Below are 15,718 nucleotides of genomic sequence, written 5' to 3'. Positions count from 1 at the left end.
GTGGGGTACGGGGATGAGTGTCGGCACGAGCAGCGCACCGGGAGCACGGGACGTGCCGCCGCCGTCCGTGTCCCGTCCCGGTGATCTCGCCGAGCTCGGCATCGATCCCGACGACCTGCCCGACGGCCTGGTCGTGGCCGACGAGCACGGGCACGTCATCTGCTTCAACTCCGCCGCCGAGCGCATCACCGCCGTGCCCGCCGCCGACGCCCTCGGGCAGCGCCTGGAGAAGGCCCTGCCGTTAGAGGACCTGGACGGCCGGCGCTGGTGGCAGCTGACCGACCCGTACGGCGGCCTCGCCATCCGCCGCCGCCAGCCCGAGCGCAACCTCCTGCTGCCCGGCGGCCGGGAGGTCCTGGTCTCGGTGCGGTACGTCCGCGGTGAACCGACCGGGCCGGTGCGCCGGGTGGTCGTCTCGCTGCGCGACACCGAGGCCCGCCGCCGCACCGAGCGCAGCCACGCCGAGCTGATCGCCACCGTCGCCCACGAGCTGCGCTCCCCGCTCACCTCGGTGAAGGGCTTCACGGCCACGCTGCTCGCCAAATGGGCGCGCTTCACCGACGACCAGAAGCGGCTGATGCTGGAGACCGTCGACGCCGACGCCGACCGCGTCACCCGGCTCATCGCCGAGCTGCTGGACATCTCGCGGATCGACAGCGGGCGGCTGGAGGTGCGGCGCCAGCCCGTCGACATGGGCGCGGCCGTCGGGCGGCACATCCAGGCCTACGTCGCCGCGGGGCTGCCCGCCGACCGGTTCCTGCTGCGCGTCGAGCAGCCGCTGCCCGCGCTGTGGGCCGACCCGGACAAGGTCGACCAGGTGCTGAGCAACCTCATCGAAAATGCCGTGCGGCACGGCGAGGGAACGGTCACCATTGACATCACGGCCACGGCGTCCCCACGCGAAGGGGAGGACACCGGCACGTCGGTCACGGTGAGCGACGAGGGGCCCGGCATCCCGGAGGAGTCCATGAACCGCGTCTTCACCCGCTTCTGGCGGGGCAGCAAGCGCGGCGGCACCGGCCTCGGGCTCTACATCGTCAAGGGCATCGTCGAAGCCCACGGCGGCACCATCACGGTCGACCGCGCCCCCGGCGACGGCGCGCGGTTCCGATTTACGCTGCCCGTGGCGGCACCGGCCTTCATGGCCTAGGACACCACGGGCGCATTCGCATACCCCGACCCCGTTAGACTCGGCCATTGGCACCTTTGCGTCCACCACCAGAGACAAGGCGTCTTCAGGTCGAGACGGGGCACTCAGCCAGCCAATCGGAAGCACGGGAAGAGATGTCGGCACCCAATAAGTCGTACGACCCTGTCGAGGTCGAGGCACTGAAACCGGAAGAGATCGAGCGCATGCGGGACGAGGCGCTCGCCGCCTTCGCCGCCGCGGACTCCCTCGACGCGCTCCAGGAGGCCAAGGTCGCCCACACCGGCGGCACCTCCCCGCTGGCCCTCGCCAACCGCGAGATCGGCGCCCTGCCCCCGCACGCCAAGGCCGAGGCCGGCAAGCGCGTCGGCCAGGCACGTGGCGCCGTGAACAAGGGCCTCGCCGCCCGCCAGGCCGAGCTCGAGGCCGAGCGGGACCAGCGGGTGCTGGTCGAGGAGGCCGTGGACGTCACGCTGCCCTTCGACCGCGTGCCCGCCGGCGCCCGCCATCCGCTCACCACGCTCTCGGAGCGCATCGAGGACATCTTCGTGGCCATGGGCTACGAGGTCGCCGAGGGCCCCCAGGTCGAGGCCGAGTGGTTCAACTTCGACGCCCTCAACATCGGCCCGGACCACCCGGCCCGCGGCGAGGCGGACACCTTCTTCGTCCAGGGCCCGGACGGCGGCACCGAGTCCGGGGTCGTGCTGCGCACGCACACCTCGCCCGTGCAGATCCGCTCCCTGCTCGACCGTGAGCTGCCCGTGTACGTGATCTGCCCCGGCCGTGTGTACCGCACGGACGAGCTGGACGCCACGCACACCCCGGTCTTCCACCAGGTCGAGCTGCTCGCGGTGGACGAGGGCCTCACCATGTCCGACCTCAAGGGCACCCTGGACCACATGGTCCAGTCGCTGTTCGGCGAGGGCATGAAGACGCGGCTGCGGCCGAACTTCTTCCCCTTCACCGAGCCCAGCGCCGAGATGGACATGCTCTGCTACGTCTGCAAGGGCGAGTCCGTGGGCAATCCCGACCGGCCCTGCCGTACCTGCTCCTCCGAGGGCTGGATCGAGCTCGGCGGCTGCGGCATGGTCAACCCGCGGGTGCTGACCGCCTGCGGCGTCGACCCGGAGAAGTACAGCGGCTTCGCCTTCGGGTTCGGCATCGAGCGGATGCTGATGTTCCGCCACAACGTCGAAGACATGCGAGACATGGTCGAGGGTGACGTCCGGTTCACCCGGCCGTTCGGGATGGAGATCTGATGCGGGTCCCGCTTTCTTGGCTGCGGGAGTACGTCGACCTGCCGGCGACGGAGACCGGCCGCGACGTCCAGGCCAAGCTCATTTCCGCCGGTCTGGAGGTCGAGACCGTCGAGCAGCTCGGCGACGGCCTCAAGGGCCCGCTCGTCGTCGGCCAGGTGCTGACCATCGAGGAGCTGACGGAGTTCAAGAAGCCGATCCGCTTCTGCACCGTCGACGTCGGCCAGGCCAACGGTACCGGCGAGCCCCAGGAGCTCATCTGCGGCGCCCGTAACTTCCAGGTCGGCGACAAGGTCGTGGTCGTACTCCCGGGCGCCGTGCTGCCCGGCGGCTTCGCGATCAGCGCCCGCAAGACCTACGGCAGGACGTCCCACGGCATGATCTGCTCCAGCGGCGAGCTGGGCATGGGCGACGACGGCACCCACGGCATCATCGTGCTGCCGCCGGAGACCGAGGTCGGCAAGGACGCCATCGAGCTCCTGGAGCTGGTCGACGAGGTCCTGGACATCGCCGTCACCGCCAACCGCGGCGACTGTCTGTCCATCCGCGGCGTCGCCCGCGAGACCGCCATCGCCTACGGCCTGCCGCTGCGCGACCCGGCCCTCATCGACGTGCCCGGGCCGAACGCCTACGGCTACCCCGTGCAGGTCTCCGACCCGATCGGCTGCGACCGCTTCACCGCCCGGACCGTGACCGGGCTCAGCCCCGAGGCCCGCTCCCCGATCTGGCTCCAGCGCCGCCTCCAGAAGGTCGGCATGCGTCCGATCTCGCTCGCCGTCGACATCACCAACTACGTGATGATGGAGCTCGGCCAGCCGCTGCACGCCTACGACCGGAACCTGGTCCAGGGCACCATCGGTGTGCGCCGGGCCGAGGAGGGCGAGAAGCTCGTCACCCTCGACGGAGTCGAACGCAAGCTGCACGCCGAGGATCTCGTCATCACCGACGAGCGCGGCCCCATCGGCCTCGCCGGCGTCATGGGCGGCGCCAACACGGAGATCGCGGACCTCCCCCAGCCTCGAATGGACTCGGCCGGGGGGACCCCCATCGACCTGGAGAACGCCTCCACCGAGGTCGTCATCGAGGCCGCCCACTTCGACCAGGTCGCCATCGCCCGCACCGCCCGCCGGCACAAGCTGTCCTCCGAGGCGTCCCGTCGCTTCGAGCGCGGCGTCGACCCGGCGGCAGCCGCCGCGGCGGCCCAGCGCACAGTCGACCTGCTGGTGCTGCTCGCGGGCGGCACCGCCGAGGCCGGTGTCACCGAGGTCGTCGCGCCGTCCGCGCCGCACACCATCACCGCGCCGGCCGACCACCCGGACAAGGTCGCGGGCGTCGAGTACGGCCGCGAGACCGTCGTACGCCGTCTTCAGGAGATCGGCTGCGACGTGTACGGGCAGGACGAGCTGATCGTCACCGTGCCGTCCTGGCGCCCGGACCTCCTCGAGCCGAACGACCTGGCCGAAGAGGTCATTCGCCTCGAGGGCTACGAGAACCTGCCCTCCACGCTGCCCAAGCCGCCGTCCGGCCGTGGCCTGACCCACCGTCAGCGCCTGCACCGCCGGGTCGGCCGTGCGCTGGCCGGAGCCGGTTACGTCGAGGCTCCGAACTACCCCTTCGTGAGCGAGCAGGTCTTCGACCAGCTCGGGCTGGCGGCCGACGACCCGGCCCGCCGCGTCGTCAAGCTGGTCAACCCGCTCAACGACGAGGAGCCCGCGCTGCGCACCTCGCTGCTGCCCGGTCTGCTCGGCGCGCTGCGGCGCAACGACGGGCGCGGCTCGCACGACCTGGCGCTGTTCGAGACCGGCCTGGTCTTCCAGCCGCGCGAGGAGCGGGGCGCCGCCGGGCACCTGCCCGTCGACCGGCGTCCGACCGACGAGGAGCTGACCGCGCTGGACGCCGTGCTGCCGCAGCAGCCGCGGCACGTCGCCGTCGTGCTCGCCGGTGCGCGTGAGCAGGCCGGCTGGTGGGGCGGTGGCCGTCCGGCCGGATGGGCCGACGCGGTCGAGGCGGCACGGGTCGTCGCCGGTGAGGCGGGAGCCGCGCTGATTGTGCGGGCCGGGCAGTACGGCCCGTGGCACCCCGGCCGGTGCGCCGCGCTGGCGATCACCGTCGACGGCGCCGAGCAGGTCATCGGTCACGCCGGTGAGCTGCACCCGCGGGTGCTCAAGGCGCTCGGCCTGCCCGCGCGCACCTGTGCGATGGAGCTGGACCTGGACGCCCTGGAGCAGGTCGGGGACGGTGCGCCGCAGGCGCCGAGCATCTCCACGTTCCCGGTGGCCACGCAGGACGTCGCCCTCGTCGTCGACAAGCCGGTACCCGCCGCCGATGTCGAGGCCGCGCTGCGGGACGGGGCGGGTGAACTGCTGGAGGGCATCCGGCTGTTCGACGTGTACGAGAACGAGGAGCAGCTCGGCGACGGGAAGAAGTCGCTCGCCTATGCGCTGCGGTTCCGCGCGGGTGACCGCACGCTGACCGTCGAGGAGGCCTCGGCCGCCCGGGATGCCGCGGTCGCCCTGGCCGGCGAGCGTACGGGAGCGGTGCTGAGGGGGTAGTTCGCTCCCGGGCGGGCGGACCGGGTCACCTCACTCGATAGAGTGACTTCTCAGGGTGATCCGGTACTTCCGGACCAACTGCCGACAGAATCGGACCGGCCTTTCGGGGCCGGTCCGTCTGCGTTGTCAGGGCCTATTGGGGGGCCATCGGCATGTTCCGCATCAAGGGTCGGGTTCCCCGCAAGCTGCTCGCGTGGGGGTTGCCCACCGCCTGGGGCGCGATGGCGATCACCTACAAGCTGGCCTGCCCGCTCGCCCAGGAGGACGGCCTCGGCGCCCGGGTCGTCACCAGTGCCGTCTTCTTCGCGGTGGGCACGGGGCTCATCGTGCATGTCCGTCAGGCCCTGCTGCGTGAGCTCCGGCAGGTCCGCGAGGTCGCCGGTGCCGCGCAGAGCGCGCTGCTGCGGCCGCTGCCCACGCGCGTCGACGGGCTGCATGTCGCCGCCGCCCAGCTCTCCGCGGATCGCAGCGCCCGTGTCGGTGGTGATCTGTACGAGGTCATCGCCACCGAACACGGCGTACGGGCGGTGATGGGCGACGTCCGCGGCCATGGCATCGCCGCCATCGGCACGGTCGCCGCGGTCCTCGGCAGCTTCCGCGAGGCCGTCCATGACGAACCCGGCCTGGACGGGGTGCTGCGCAGACTGGACCGTGCTCTGGCCCGGCATCTGCGTGAGCGGTCGCGCGACTCCCCTGCCTCGGAGGAGTTCGTGACCGTCCTGCTGCTGGAAATCGGCCGGGACGGCGAGATCTCCGCCCTCAACTGCGGTCACCCCTGGCCGTATCTGCTGAGCGGCACGACCGTCGAACCCCTCGCCCGCACCGACCCCCTCCCGCCCCTCGGCCCGTTCCCCCTCCCGCCCGAGCTGACTCCGCTGCCCTGCGGCTCCCTGCTCCCCGGCGACTCCCTCGTCCTGTACACGGACGGTGTCGAGGACGGGAGGGACGCGCGCGGCCGGTTCTTTTCGCTCCAGTCGGCCCTCGCCGAAGCCGTACGCCATCACCCGGTCACCCCGCAGACGATCCTGCGCACCCTCTTCATGGCCGTCCTGCGCCACACGAAGGGCAGACCGTCGGACGACATGGCGCTCCTGGTCCTGCAAAACGGCCGAACGAAGGTGGACTGCGGTTCCCCCGGGGCGCGGGGAACCGCGCGAGCAGCCACTCCGTCCGACCCGCAGCCGACCAACCTCCTTTAGCGCAACAGGCCCTGGTCACTCCGGGGCGCCGGCGGCCGTCCGCCCAGCCACGGAGTGTCGGGCAGGCAGCTGGGCGGACGGCGCGGGTGCGGGCCGCCGCACTGTACGAGGGGGAGCCGGCGGCCCGGCCGGCCTCTTGCGAGGCATTTCAGTCAACCGGTTCGAAACTCTCCGCAACAGTGCGCGCACACTGCGGATTCGGGCACTCCGTTCACACCCCGTGTGAAGCGGTTCGCACTACTCTGACGGCACCGAGCCACCCGGGGGGCATCCATGCAGCCCAACACCTTGCTCGACGCGATCCTGGACGAGGCCGGGATCTCGCACGCGGGGCTGGCCGCACACGTGAACCAGGCAGGGCGGGCACGCGGGCTCGCGCTGAGATACGAACACACCGCCGTCGCACGGTGGTTGAAGGGCCAGCGCCCGCGCGGCCAGGTGCCCGACCTGATCTGCGAGGTGCTCGCCTGCCGACTGCACCGCACCGTGACCCTGGACGACATCGGCCTCGGCGTCCCCGGCGATCCGGCCGCCGCGCACACCACCTCGCTGTCCGGGTTCGTGGAGCGGGCCACCGCCCTGTGGCGCTCCGACGAGCAGCAGCGTCCGCACATCCTGGGCGCGCCCGCGGTCACCGGCACGCCCGCCGTGATGCCCGTCTGGGAGTGGGAGAACCCGCCCGAGGACGTCGACGTCTCGCGCGGCGGGCGGCACCGGGTCACCCCGGCCGACCTCGACATGCTGCGGGCCGCGCGCACCCACTACGAGCAGATGTACCGCAAGGCCGGCGGCATAGCGACCCGCACCCGGATCGTCGGCTTCCTCAACGCCGAGGCCGCGCCGCTGCTGCGCGGCAGCTACACCGACGCCACCGGACGCCAACTGCACCGCGCCACGGGCGGACTGGTGGCCGTCGCCGGGATCTGCGCCTACGACTCGGACGCGCACGGGCTCGCCCAGCGCTACTTCCACCAGGCGCTCAGGCTCGCCAAGGCGAGCGGCGACCGGGGACTCGGCGCCTATGTGATCGCGCTGCTGGTCAACCAGTCGCTGTTCATGCGGGAGTTCCGGCAGGCCGTCGCCTTCGCGGAAGCCGCGCTCAGGGCCGCCGGCAAGCACATCACCCCGGCGCTCGCCTCCGACCTGTACGCGATGCAGGCGAAGGCGTACGCCCACCTCGGCGACGGCACCAGCGCGCTGTCCTGTATCCGGCGTGCCGAACAGGCCGCCGATCGCATCCGCCGCGGGTACGAACCCGACGAGACGGGCTATGTCCAGCCCGGGCTCGTCAATGTGCAGGTGGCGGAGGCGCTGCTCAGTCTCGGGGAGCTGGCCGCCGCGGGGGAGCACGCCGCTGCCGCCGTCGACAATCCCGCCCACGACCGGGGACGGGTGCACCGGCTGGCCATGCTCAGCACCATCGAACTGCGCCAGGGCAACGCCGACAAGGCGGTGGCCACCGCGGTGCAGATGGCCGAACAGGCCCGCGGCATGGAGTCCCAGCGCCTGCGCGACAGACTCCGCGCGGTACGCGAACACCTGGTGCGCAGCGGCTGCGCCGGCACCGCCGAGGCCGCCGAACTCATCGACGGAGCACTGCGCGTACCGCTTTAGGCCGGTGCAGGCTGGTACTCGTACAGCGACACCTTCATAGTCCCTGCTGCGATATTGCCACTTACTCGACGGAAGGTGGCAGAACCGTGCAGTGGACGAAACAGAACGAACAAACTGTATATGAAAACCGCTGGTTCACCGTCAACCTGGCAGACGTGGAACTGCCGGACGGGCGGCACCTGGACCACTTCCTCATACGGCTGCGGCCGGTCGCCGTGGCCACGGTGGTCAACGAGGCCAATGAGGTCCTCCTCCTGTGGCGCCACCGTTTCATCACCGACAGCTGGGGGTGGGAACTCGCGGCGGGCGTCGTCGAGGACGGCGAGGACATCGTCCACGCGGCGGCCAGGGAGCTGGAGGAGGAGACCGGCTGGCGGCCGGGGCCCCTGCACCACCTCATGAGCGTGGAGCCCTCCAACGGGCTCACCGACGCCCGGCACCACATCTACTGGGCCGACGAGGGCGAGTACGTCGGACATCCCGTGGACGACTTCGAGTCGGACCGCCGGGAGTGGGTCCCGCTCAAGCTCGTCCCCGACATGGTCGCCCGCGGGGAGGTCCCGGCCGCCAACATGGCGGCCGCGTTACTGATGCTGCACCAACTCAGGCTGGGCCAGGACGGCCAGGACGTCCTGCGCTGAGGACGCCGCGCGCCCGGACCGGCATGATCCGGACGACTGGCCCTAGTGTCCGACCGCCTGCCAGATCGCCACGACGAGCGCACCCACGGCGGTGAGGGCGGCGACCGCGGGCAGCGGCCAGCGCGCGTGTTCCAGCGTGTTGATCCGGGTGTTGAGCTCGTCCATCTCCTTGGCGGTCTCCTCGGTGCGGTGCGTGAGCAGAGCCAGCCCGCCCTCCACGCGGGCGTAGGCGACGTCGAGACGACGTCGTAACTCTGCGAGTTCTCCAGATACGACCGGATGCTCGGGATCGGCGGTCACGAGTCCGCTCCTTTCCGTAGTCGTCGGTCATCCCTTGCATGCGCAGGGAAAGTGAACTCGCCTGGTGGACGCATGGGGAGAGTGTGCGATGGGCATATGCGAGCCCGCGGCGCACACGGTGTGCGAATGACACGTGCCCGGCACCATCTCGGTGCCGGGCACGTGTACTTGGCCGGAATCTGACCGTCCGTAATCAGCCGTAGGTGTAGAAGCCGGAGCCGGTCTTGCGGCCCAGCCGGCCCGCGTCGACCATGCGCTGGAGCAGCGGGGGAGCGGCGTACAGCGGCTCCTTGAACTCGTCGTACATGCTCTGCGCCACCGAGGCGACGGTGTCCAGGCCGATCAGGTCGGACAGCTTCAGCGGGCCCATCGGGTGGGCACAGCCCATCTCCATGCCGTTGTCGATGTCCTCGCGGCTGGCGATGCCCGTCTCGAACATCCGGATCGCGGAGAGCAGGTACGGGATCAGCAGGGCGTTGACGACGAAACCGGAGCGGTCCTGGGCGCGGATGGCGTGCTTGCCCAGCAGCTTCTCGGCGAAGGACTGGGCGCGGGCGACGGTGCCCTCGGAGGTGGTGAGCGCCGGGATCAGCTCGACGAGCTTCTGCACCGGGGCGGGGTTGAAGAAGTGGACGCCGATGACCTGGTCGGGCCGCGAGGTGGCGACGGCCAGCTTCACCAGCGGGATCGAGGAGGTGTTGGAGGCGAGGATCGCGTCCGGGCGGGTCACGACCTGGTCGAGCACCTGGAAGATCTCCGTCTTCACCTGCTCGTTCTCCACGACGGCCTCGATCACCAGGTCGCGGTCGGCGAACTCGCCGAGGTCGGTGGTGAAGGAGAGCCGGGCCTGCGTGGCGTCCCGCTCCTCCTCGCTGATCTTGCCGCGCTCGGCGGCCTTGGCCAGGGAGTTGAACAGCCGGGTGCGGCCGATCTCCAGGGCCTCGCCGGTGGTCTCGGCGACCTTCACATCCAGGCCGGAGCGGGCGCACACCTCGGCGATGCCCGCTCCCATCTGGCCGCAGCCCACCACACCGACGCGTGCAATATCTCCGGAGATGCCGGTCACATCGTCCCCTTCGCTGATCCACGACTGCGGCAGGTCCGCCGCTGTTCGACGCCTGCTCCAAACCTGCACGTTACCTTCGGCGCAGCGTGATCGATCGTTCGGGTGCCTCATGAAAAACTGTCACGGGGTGTGACCGGCCGACCACGGGACGCCCGGGGTGGGCCCTCGACCACGGCAACGGAGGTACCAAGAGATGCTGCACCCGAAGTCACGGTTGTCGCGACGGGCGTTCGCGGTGGCCGCTCTGTCGGCACTGGTGGGGGGAGGCGGCGCGGCCCCCGCGGGTGCCACCACCGCCGGCGGACCCGGCCCGGACCGGCGCCGGGCGACCGGTGAGATGCGCGGCGTGTGGGTGGCGACCGTGGCCAACCGGGACTGGCCTTCCAGGCAGGGGCTGCCCGCGGCCGAGCAGCGCGCCGAACTGATCGACCACCTGGACAACGCGGCGGACGCCAACCTGAACACCATCGTGCTCCAGGTACGGCCCACGGCCGACGCCCTGTGGCCCTCGCCGTACGAGCCCTGGTCGCAGGTCCTCACCGGAAAGCAGGGCGGCGACCCCGGCTGGGATCCGCTCGGCACGGCCGTCACCGAGGCGCACGCCCGGGGCATGCAGCTGCACGCCTGGTTCAACCCGTACCGCATCGCCAACCACACCGACCCCACCAGGCTGGTGAAGACCCACCCCGCCCGCCGGAACCCGGGCTGGGTGGTGGCGTACGGCGGCAAGCTCTACTACAACCCGGGGCTGCCGGAAGTCCGTGCCTTCGTGCGGCAGGCGATGCTGGACGCCGTCGAGCGGTATCCGGTCGACGCGGTCCACTTCGACGACTACTTCTACCCGTATCCGGTGGCCGGCCAGGCGTTCGACGACACCGACGCCTACGACCGCTACGGCGGCGGCTTCCCGACACGGGCCGCCTGGCGCCGGGACAACATCGACAAGCTGATCCGGGAGATGGCGGCCGGGATCAGCGAGCTCAGGCCCGCCACCCGGTTCGGCATCAGCCCGTTCGGCGTATGGCGCAACGCGGCCACCGACCCGCTCGGCTCGGACACCAGGGCGGGTGTGCAGACGTACGACGACCTGTACGCCGACACCCGCAAGTGGGTCCGCGAGGGCTGGATCGACTACATCTGCCCGCAGCTGTACTGGAACATCGGCTTCGCGGCGGCCGACTACGCCAAGCTGGTGCCCTGGTGGGCGGAGGTCGCGCGGGGCAGCCGCACACAGCTCTACATCGGCGAGGCGCTCTACAAGGCCGGCGATCCGGCGCAGCCCGCGGCATGGCAGGACCGGGCCGAGCTGTCACGGCACCTCACCCTCGCCAAGAAGCACGTGGAGGCGCGCGGGCACGTCTACTTCGCGTCGAAGGACGTGGCGACGGACCGGATCGGGGCCATGGCGCAGGTGGTCGCCGACCACTACCAGCAGCCGGCGACACTCCCACGCTGACGGCCCAGGGCCGAGCAGCGCGACGACCTACCGGGTCGTCGTGTTCCGATGGCGGATCTCGGTGTCGGGCCCGGGGGAGCACAGGCCCTCGTGCCCGTCCTCGAAACGGACGCGGTACGGAGGATTGCCCTCCTGCCCCAGGACTTCGACGATCTCGCCGACCTTGTCGTGTTGCCCGACCACCCTGCCGTGCTGGACAAGCTGGTCGCCCACGGTTGCACGCATCTGTCGGTCCTCCTCACCCGGTGCGGGAGCAGCGGTCCGTGGCCTTGAGTCTACGGCGTGCAGCGGTGGTGGGAAGTGGGTCGTACGGCCCGCTCAGCCACGCGTCCGCTGGGTCACGGCGATGCACACGAGCACCGCCGTGGCCGTCAACGGGGCGGCCACTGTCAGGTGCTCGCCCAGCAGCAGCACCGACCACACCAGTGTGAGCAGGGGTTGGGCCAACTGCAACTGGCTGGCCTTCGGAATGCCGATGGCCGCCATGCCCCGGTACCAGACGACCAGTCCGAGGAACTGCGAGCCCGCCGCGACCCACAGCAGCCCGGTGACGCCGTGCCAGGTCAGCTGCACCGGCTCGAACGACAGCGCCACCGCGGCGGCCGGCACGGTCAGCGGCAGGCACAGCACCACCGCCCAGCCGACCACCTGCCAGCCGGGCATGACCCGGGCCAGCCGGCCGCCCTCGGTGTAGCCGGCCGCGCACACCAGCAGCGCCGCGAAGAGGTACAGGTCGGCGGTGGTCAGGGCGCCGCCGCTCTGCTGCACGGTGAAGGCGGCCACCGAGGCCGCGCCGACGAGCGCAGCGAACCAGAAGGTCCGCGAGGGGCGGGACCCGACCCGCAGGGCGGAGAACAGGGCGGTGGTCAGCGGCAGCAGGCCGACCACCACGGCGGCGTGGGCGGTGGTGGACGTCTGGAGCGCGAGCGTGGTGAGCAGGGGGAAGCCGAGCACCACCCCGGCGGCGACCACCGCGAGGCCGGCCCAGTGCCGGCGCTCGGGGAGCGGCACGCGCAGCGCCAGCAGACACCCGCCCGCGATCAGCGCGGCGAGCACGCTGCGCACGGCGACCAGGGACCAGGGGCCGAAGCCCTCCAGGCCCCATGCGGTGGCGGGGAAGGTCAGGGAGAACGCCGCGACGCCGAGAGCGGCCTGGAGGGTGCCGCGCAGGGCGGGCCTGGTGGTGGCGAGGGCTCCGGCCGCGCTGCCCGGGGTGCTCGTCGTGCTCGCCTCGGTGTCGGAGTGCTCGGCGGCCGGGGTGGTGACTGCTATCGCGGTCGGGCTGGTAGCGCTATTCTCGGCTCTCATGCAAGAGCGTAGCAGCGTCGACGAACTGGCGAATCAGCTGCGACGGGAACTGAACCGCTACTCTCCTGGTGGAAAGCTCCCGTCCAGCCGTGCCCTCGTCGAGCGATTCCGCGTGAGCCCGGTGACGGTCTCCCGCGCCCTCGCCCAACTGGCTGCCGAAGGGCTGGTGGTCACCCGGCCCGGCGCCGGCGCGTTCCGCGCGCAGGCGCGCACGCCGGCCACCGTCGTCGGGGACACCTCCTGGCAGGAGGTGACGCTCAGCGCGGACGCGGCCGCGGAGCTCGTGCCGCGTTCGGTGGACGCCTCCGGAGTGCTGGTCTCGCTGGCCGCCCCGCCACCCGGCGTGATCGAGTTCAACGGTGGCTATCTGCACCAGTCGTTGCAGCCGGAGCGGGCGATGGCCGCCGCGCTGTCGCGAGCCGGCCGCAGGCCCGGGGTGTGGGGGAGGCCGCCCATGGAGGGGCTGCCGGAGCTGCGGGAGTGGTTCGCGCGCGGCATCGGCGGTCCGGGCGCTCCCGTCACGGCCGCCGAGGTGCTGATCACCGCGGGCGGCCAGTCCGCCCTGACCACCGCACTGCGGGCGCTGGCCCCGCCGGGTGCGCCGGTGCTGGTCGAGTCGCCGACGTATCCGGGCATGCTGGCCATCGCCCGCGCCGCCGGCCTGCGCCCGGTGCCGGTCCCGGTCGACGCGGACGGCGTGCGGCCCGCCCTGCTCGCCGACGCCTTCCGGGCGACCGGCGCCCGCGTCTTCGTCTGCCAGCCGCTGTTCCAGAACCCGACCGGCGCCGTGCTCGCCCCCGAGCGGCGCGGGGAGGTGCTGCGCATCGCGCGCGAGGCCGGCGCCTTCGTCGTCGAGGACGACTTCGTACGACGGCTGGTGCACGAGGACGCGGGGCCGCTACCGGCTCCGCTGGCCGCCGACGATCCCGACGGCGTCGTCGTCCACGTCTGCTCGCTGACCAAGGCCACCTCGCCGAGCTTCCGGCTGAGCGCGCTCGCCGCCCGTGGTCCGGTGCTGGAGCGGCTGCGCGCCATCCAGGTCGTCGAGACCTTCTTCGTCCCGCGCCCGCTCCAGGAGGCGGCGCTGGAACTCGTCGGCTCGCCCGCCTGGCCGCGCCATCTGCGGGCCATCTCCGCGGAGCTGAAGACCCGCCGCGACACCATGACCGCCGCCCTGCGCCTCGACCTGCCCGAACTGGCCCTCCCGCACATCCCGTCCGGCGGCTACCACCTCTGGCTGCGCCTGCCCGACGGCACCGACGAGGCCGCCCTGACCTCGGCCGCCCTGCGCGCGGGGGTGGCGATCACCCCCGGCCGCCCCTACTTCAGCGCGGAGCCACCGGCCGGGCATCTGCGGCTGAGCTTCGCGGCGGTGGCGGGGCCGGGAGAGATCACCGAGGGGGTACGGCGACTGCGGACCGCCTGCGACGAGGTGCTCTAGCCGGGCGGCGCCGCCCGGCAAAACCGCTCGACGCCGGTGCCCGTGCCCTGCGAGTCTCGCCGTATGACCGACACCCCGCCGCTCGCCGAGGGCTACGAGATCTCCACCGACCCGGACCGTGTGGATCGCGAGCGGGTGCATCGCTGGCTGTCCACCGACGCGTACTGGGCGATCGGACGGGCGCGGGAGAAGCAGGACCAGGCGATCGACGGTTCGCTGAACTTCGGTGTCTACGAGACGGTTTCGGGGGAGCAGGTGGCGTATGCCCGGGTCGTCACCGACCGGGCGACCTTCGCCTGGCTGTGCGATGTGTACGTCGACCCGTCGGTGCGCGGCAAGGGCATCGGGACGGCGCTCGTCGGGGCGGTGCGCGAGCGCTTGCGGCCGTACGGCGTCAGGCGCGTGCTGCTCGCCACGCACGACGCGCACGGGGTGTACGAGAAGCTCGGGTTCGCAAAGCTGGAGAAGCCGGACCAGTGGATGGCGCTCTCCTTCGGTGCTTGAATCTCCAACAGCCGTTTTCCAGTGACTTGTCCGCCTGGTCCTGACCCGGCAGTAAGATCACGTCCACCCTCGGTGACTCCCGTACAACACCTCTTGACCTGCGCACTTTCGCGGCACACCATCCACGCATGCCACTTCGGGTCACGTTTGTCGCCGCCGCGCGCAGCGCCTCGCTGCTCGCGGAGCGCTTTCAGGACGACCGGCCGCTGGACCAGGCCGGCTGGGACGAGGTCCAGAGCGTCGCGCGCGAGCTGCTGCCACTGGCGGCGGCCGAGCTGCGCTACTGCTCGCCGACCCCGCGCAGCCGTGCCACCGGCGACGCCCTCGGTTACGCCCCGTTGGTCCAACTCGCCCTGCGCGACTGTGACATGGGCCGCTGGCGTGGACTGACCCTCGGCGAGGCGATGGCCCGCGAACCCGACGCGGTGGATGCCTGGCTGGCCGACCCGCGCGCGACGCCGCACGGCGGTGAATCGCTGCTGGGGTTCATCTCCCGGGTCGGCGGTTGGCTCGACACCCGGCCCGTGGACGACGGCTGCCGCATCGTCGCGGTGGCCGAACCATCCGTGATCCGCGCCGCCCTGGTGTACGCGCTGAAGGCGCCGCCCGCCACGTACTGGAACATCGACGTACGGCCCCTGTCGACGACCGTCGTGACCGGCCGTGCAGGCCGCTGGAACCTCCGCCTCGACGGAGCGCCGGCTCATCTCTCACGCGCGTAGCGGGTGGTCAGGACGAGGTCCTTCGCCGGGCCGCGCACCCGCCACACCGTGCGCCAGTGGTCCTCGTCCCGGACGGTGAACTCGCCCCGGTAGAGGTCGGCCGAGCACGGGTGGTCGGCGATGTGCCGCCCCGTGCTCAGGTCCAGGTCGTGGAAGGGGCGGCCGTCCGCGAAGCGCACGTCCACCGTGCCGTCCGCCGCGCCCGGCAGGAAGCGCAGGGTCCGCTCGGCCGCTCTGGCGGCGCCCCGCCAGACGAACGTGCCGGACTCGTGGTGCAGGAGGCCGCCGCCGTCCAGCGGGCTGAAAACCGTCGTGCCGGAGAAGGTCCCGTCCTCCCCGCTCGCGAGGTCCCGCACGGTCCGCTCGACCCGCCAGTCCCCGGCGAGATAGTCCAGTGCGTCGGGCACTGGCCGGCACTCGCCCATCGCGCCCCCTCGTCCGTCGTATCCGTTCCCGCGCGACCATTGACGCACATCCCCCCGCTTCGCCGCCGCCCAGCCCCGCGAACAGCG

Annotated in this window: 15 protein-coding genes; 10 read left to right on the top strand and 5 right to left on the bottom strand. The window is 71.8% G+C overall.

Translation table 11 applies throughout. The features are described 5' to 3' along the window. Positions 1-13: 13 nt before the first annotated feature. The 6 genes from ACHBTE_RS07620 to ACHBTE_RS07595 all read left to right on the top strand — a co-directional run bounded on the left by ACHBTE_RS07620 (position 14) and on the right by ACHBTE_RS07595 (position 8,409). Complete coding sequence (locus ACHBTE_RS07620; RefSeq protein WP_394722711.1) at positions 14-1,150, top strand: ATP-binding protein; 1,137 nt, start codon at positions 14-16, stop codon at positions 1,148-1,150. 134 nt (positions 1,151-1,284) lie between these two features. Continuing rightward, complete coding sequence (gene pheS, locus ACHBTE_RS07615; RefSeq protein ID WP_394722709.1) at positions 1,285-2,406, top strand: phenylalanine--tRNA ligase subunit alpha; 1,122 nt, start codon at positions 1,285-1,287, stop codon at positions 2,404-2,406. Then, a complete protein-coding gene (gene pheT / locus ACHBTE_RS07610; RefSeq protein ID WP_394722708.1) occupies positions 2,406-4,955 on the top strand; it encodes a phenylalanine--tRNA ligase subunit beta in 2,550 nt (849 codons plus the stop codon). Before pheS ends, pheT begins: the two co-directional genes overlap by 1 nt. Before the next feature lie 152 nt (positions 4,956-5,107). Beyond that, complete coding sequence (locus tag ACHBTE_RS07605; RefSeq protein ID WP_394722706.1) at positions 5,108-6,154, top strand: PP2C family protein-serine/threonine phosphatase; 1,047 nt, start codon at positions 5,108-5,110, stop codon at positions 6,152-6,154. A 273-nt stretch (positions 6,155-6,427) separates the two neighbouring features. Beyond that, on the top strand, positions 6,428-7,768 hold the full coding sequence (locus ACHBTE_RS07600; protein WP_394722705.1) for a transcriptional regulator: 1,341 nt from the start codon (positions 6,428-6,430) through the stop codon (positions 7,766-7,768). Positions 7,769-7,854: 86 nt separating this feature from the next. After that, the gene (locus ACHBTE_RS07595) at positions 7,855-8,409 is read left to right on the top strand and encodes an NUDIX hydrolase (protein WP_394722703.1); all 555 of its coding nucleotides are present in this window, start codon (positions 7,855-7,857) and stop codon (positions 8,407-8,409) included. 42 nt (positions 8,410-8,451) lie between these two features. Here ACHBTE_RS07595 and ACHBTE_RS07590 read toward each other — a convergent pair whose 3' ends face one another. Further along, positions 8,452-8,709, bottom strand: coding sequence for a hypothetical protein (locus tag ACHBTE_RS07590; RefSeq protein WP_394722702.1), 258 nt, complete (start codon positions 8,707-8,709; stop codon positions 8,452-8,454). A 193-nt stretch (positions 8,710-8,902) separates the two neighbouring features. Next, a complete protein-coding gene (locus ACHBTE_RS07585) occupies positions 8,903-9,775 on the bottom strand; it encodes a 3-hydroxybutyryl-CoA dehydrogenase (RefSeq protein ID WP_394722701.1) in 873 nt (290 codons plus the stop codon). Positions 9,776-9,968: 193 nt separating this feature from the next. On the opposite strand from ACHBTE_RS07585, the gene ACHBTE_RS07580 reads away from it, so the two are divergent. Next, entirely contained in the window at positions 9,969-11,231 is a 1,263-nt protein-coding gene (locus ACHBTE_RS07580; RefSeq protein ID WP_394722700.1) for a glycoside hydrolase family 10 protein, read from the top strand. A gap of 27 nt (positions 11,232-11,258) precedes the next feature. Here ACHBTE_RS07580 and ACHBTE_RS07575 read toward each other — a convergent pair whose 3' ends face one another. Further along, positions 11,259-11,456 carry a DUF1918 domain-containing protein gene (locus ACHBTE_RS07575; protein WP_394722699.1) on the bottom strand — a complete coding sequence of 66 codons (198 nt, stop codon included), beginning with the start codon at positions 11,454-11,456 and terminating at the stop codon, positions 11,259-11,261. Between the two features lie 93 nt (positions 11,457-11,549). Continuing rightward, positions 11,550-12,539, bottom strand: a complete 990-nt coding sequence (locus tag ACHBTE_RS07570) for a DMT family transporter (RefSeq protein ID WP_394722697.1) — start codon at positions 12,537-12,539, stop codon at positions 11,550-11,552. Between ACHBTE_RS07570 and ACHBTE_RS07565 the strand changes: the two genes are divergently transcribed. From ACHBTE_RS07565 to ACHBTE_RS07555, 3 genes are all read left to right on the top strand, one after another. Further along, positions 12,538-13,980, top strand: coding sequence for a PLP-dependent aminotransferase family protein (locus ACHBTE_RS07565; RefSeq protein WP_394722696.1), 1,443 nt, complete (start codon positions 12,538-12,540; stop codon positions 13,978-13,980). The genes ACHBTE_RS07570 and ACHBTE_RS07565 overlap by 2 nt on opposite strands. A gap of 63 nt (positions 13,981-14,043) precedes the next feature. Then, positions 14,044-14,484 carry a GNAT family N-acetyltransferase gene (locus ACHBTE_RS07560; RefSeq protein WP_394722695.1) on the top strand — a complete coding sequence of 147 codons (441 nt, stop codon included), beginning with the start codon at positions 14,044-14,046 and terminating at the stop codon, positions 14,482-14,484. Between the two features lie 128 nt (positions 14,485-14,612). Next, a complete protein-coding gene (locus ACHBTE_RS07555) occupies positions 14,613-15,206 on the top strand; it encodes a histidine phosphatase family protein (RefSeq protein WP_394722693.1) in 594 nt (197 codons plus the stop codon). Here the strand turns inward: ACHBTE_RS07555 and ACHBTE_RS07550 are convergent. Continuing rightward, a complete protein-coding gene (locus ACHBTE_RS07550) occupies positions 15,188-15,631 on the bottom strand; it encodes a DUF6314 family protein (protein WP_394722692.1) in 444 nt (147 codons plus the stop codon). The two genes, ACHBTE_RS07555 and ACHBTE_RS07550, sit on opposite strands and share 19 nt — an antisense overlap. Between the last annotated feature and the right edge of the window lie 87 nt (positions 15,632-15,718).

Source organism: Streptomyces sp. M41 (genome assembly GCF_043673425.1).
Classification (GTDB): Bacteria; Actinomycetota; Actinomycetes; order Streptomycetales; family Streptomycetaceae; genus Streptomyces.
The sequence above is the reverse complement of the archived record's forward strand: the minus strand, read 5'-3'. Positions and strand labels throughout refer to the sequence as shown.

Coding starts and splice junctions, on each gene's coding strand:
- ACHBTE_RS07605 (WP_394722706.1), top strand. CDS start 5,108: ATGTTCCGCATCAAGGGTCGGGTTCCCCGCAAGCTGCTCGCGTGGGGG.
- ACHBTE_RS07575 (WP_394722699.1), bottom strand. CDS start 11,456: ATGCGTGCAACCGTGGGCGACCAGCTTGTCCAGCACGGCAGGGTGGTC.
- ACHBTE_RS07570 (WP_394722697.1), bottom strand. CDS start 12,539: ATGAGAGCCGAGAATAGCGCTACCAGCCCGACCGCGATAGCAGTCACC.
- ACHBTE_RS07560 (WP_394722695.1), top strand. CDS start 14,044: ATGACCGACACCCCGCCGCTCGCCGAGGGCTACGAGATCTCCACCGAC.
- ACHBTE_RS07580 (WP_394722700.1), top strand. CDS start 9,969: ATGCTGCACCCGAAGTCACGGTTGTCGCGACGGGCGTTCGCGGTGGCC.
- ACHBTE_RS07550 (WP_394722692.1), bottom strand. CDS start 15,631: ATGGGCGAGTGCCGGCCAGTGCCCGACGCACTGGACTATCTCGCCGGG.
- ACHBTE_RS07600 (WP_394722705.1), top strand. CDS start 6,428: ATGCAGCCCAACACCTTGCTCGACGCGATCCTGGACGAGGCCGGGATC.
- pheS (WP_394722709.1), top strand. CDS start 1,285: ATGTCGGCACCCAATAAGTCGTACGACCCTGTCGAGGTCGAGGCACTG.
- ACHBTE_RS07620 (WP_394722711.1), top strand. CDS start 14: ATGAGTGTCGGCACGAGCAGCGCACCGGGAGCACGGGACGTGCCGCCG.
- ACHBTE_RS07555 (WP_394722693.1), top strand. CDS start 14,613: ATGCCACTTCGGGTCACGTTTGTCGCCGCCGCGCGCAGCGCCTCGCTG.
- pheT (WP_394722708.1), top strand. CDS start 2,406: ATGCGGGTCCCGCTTTCTTGGCTGCGGGAGTACGTCGACCTGCCGGCG.
- ACHBTE_RS07565 (WP_394722696.1), top strand. CDS start 12,538: ATGCAAGAGCGTAGCAGCGTCGACGAACTGGCGAATCAGCTGCGACGG.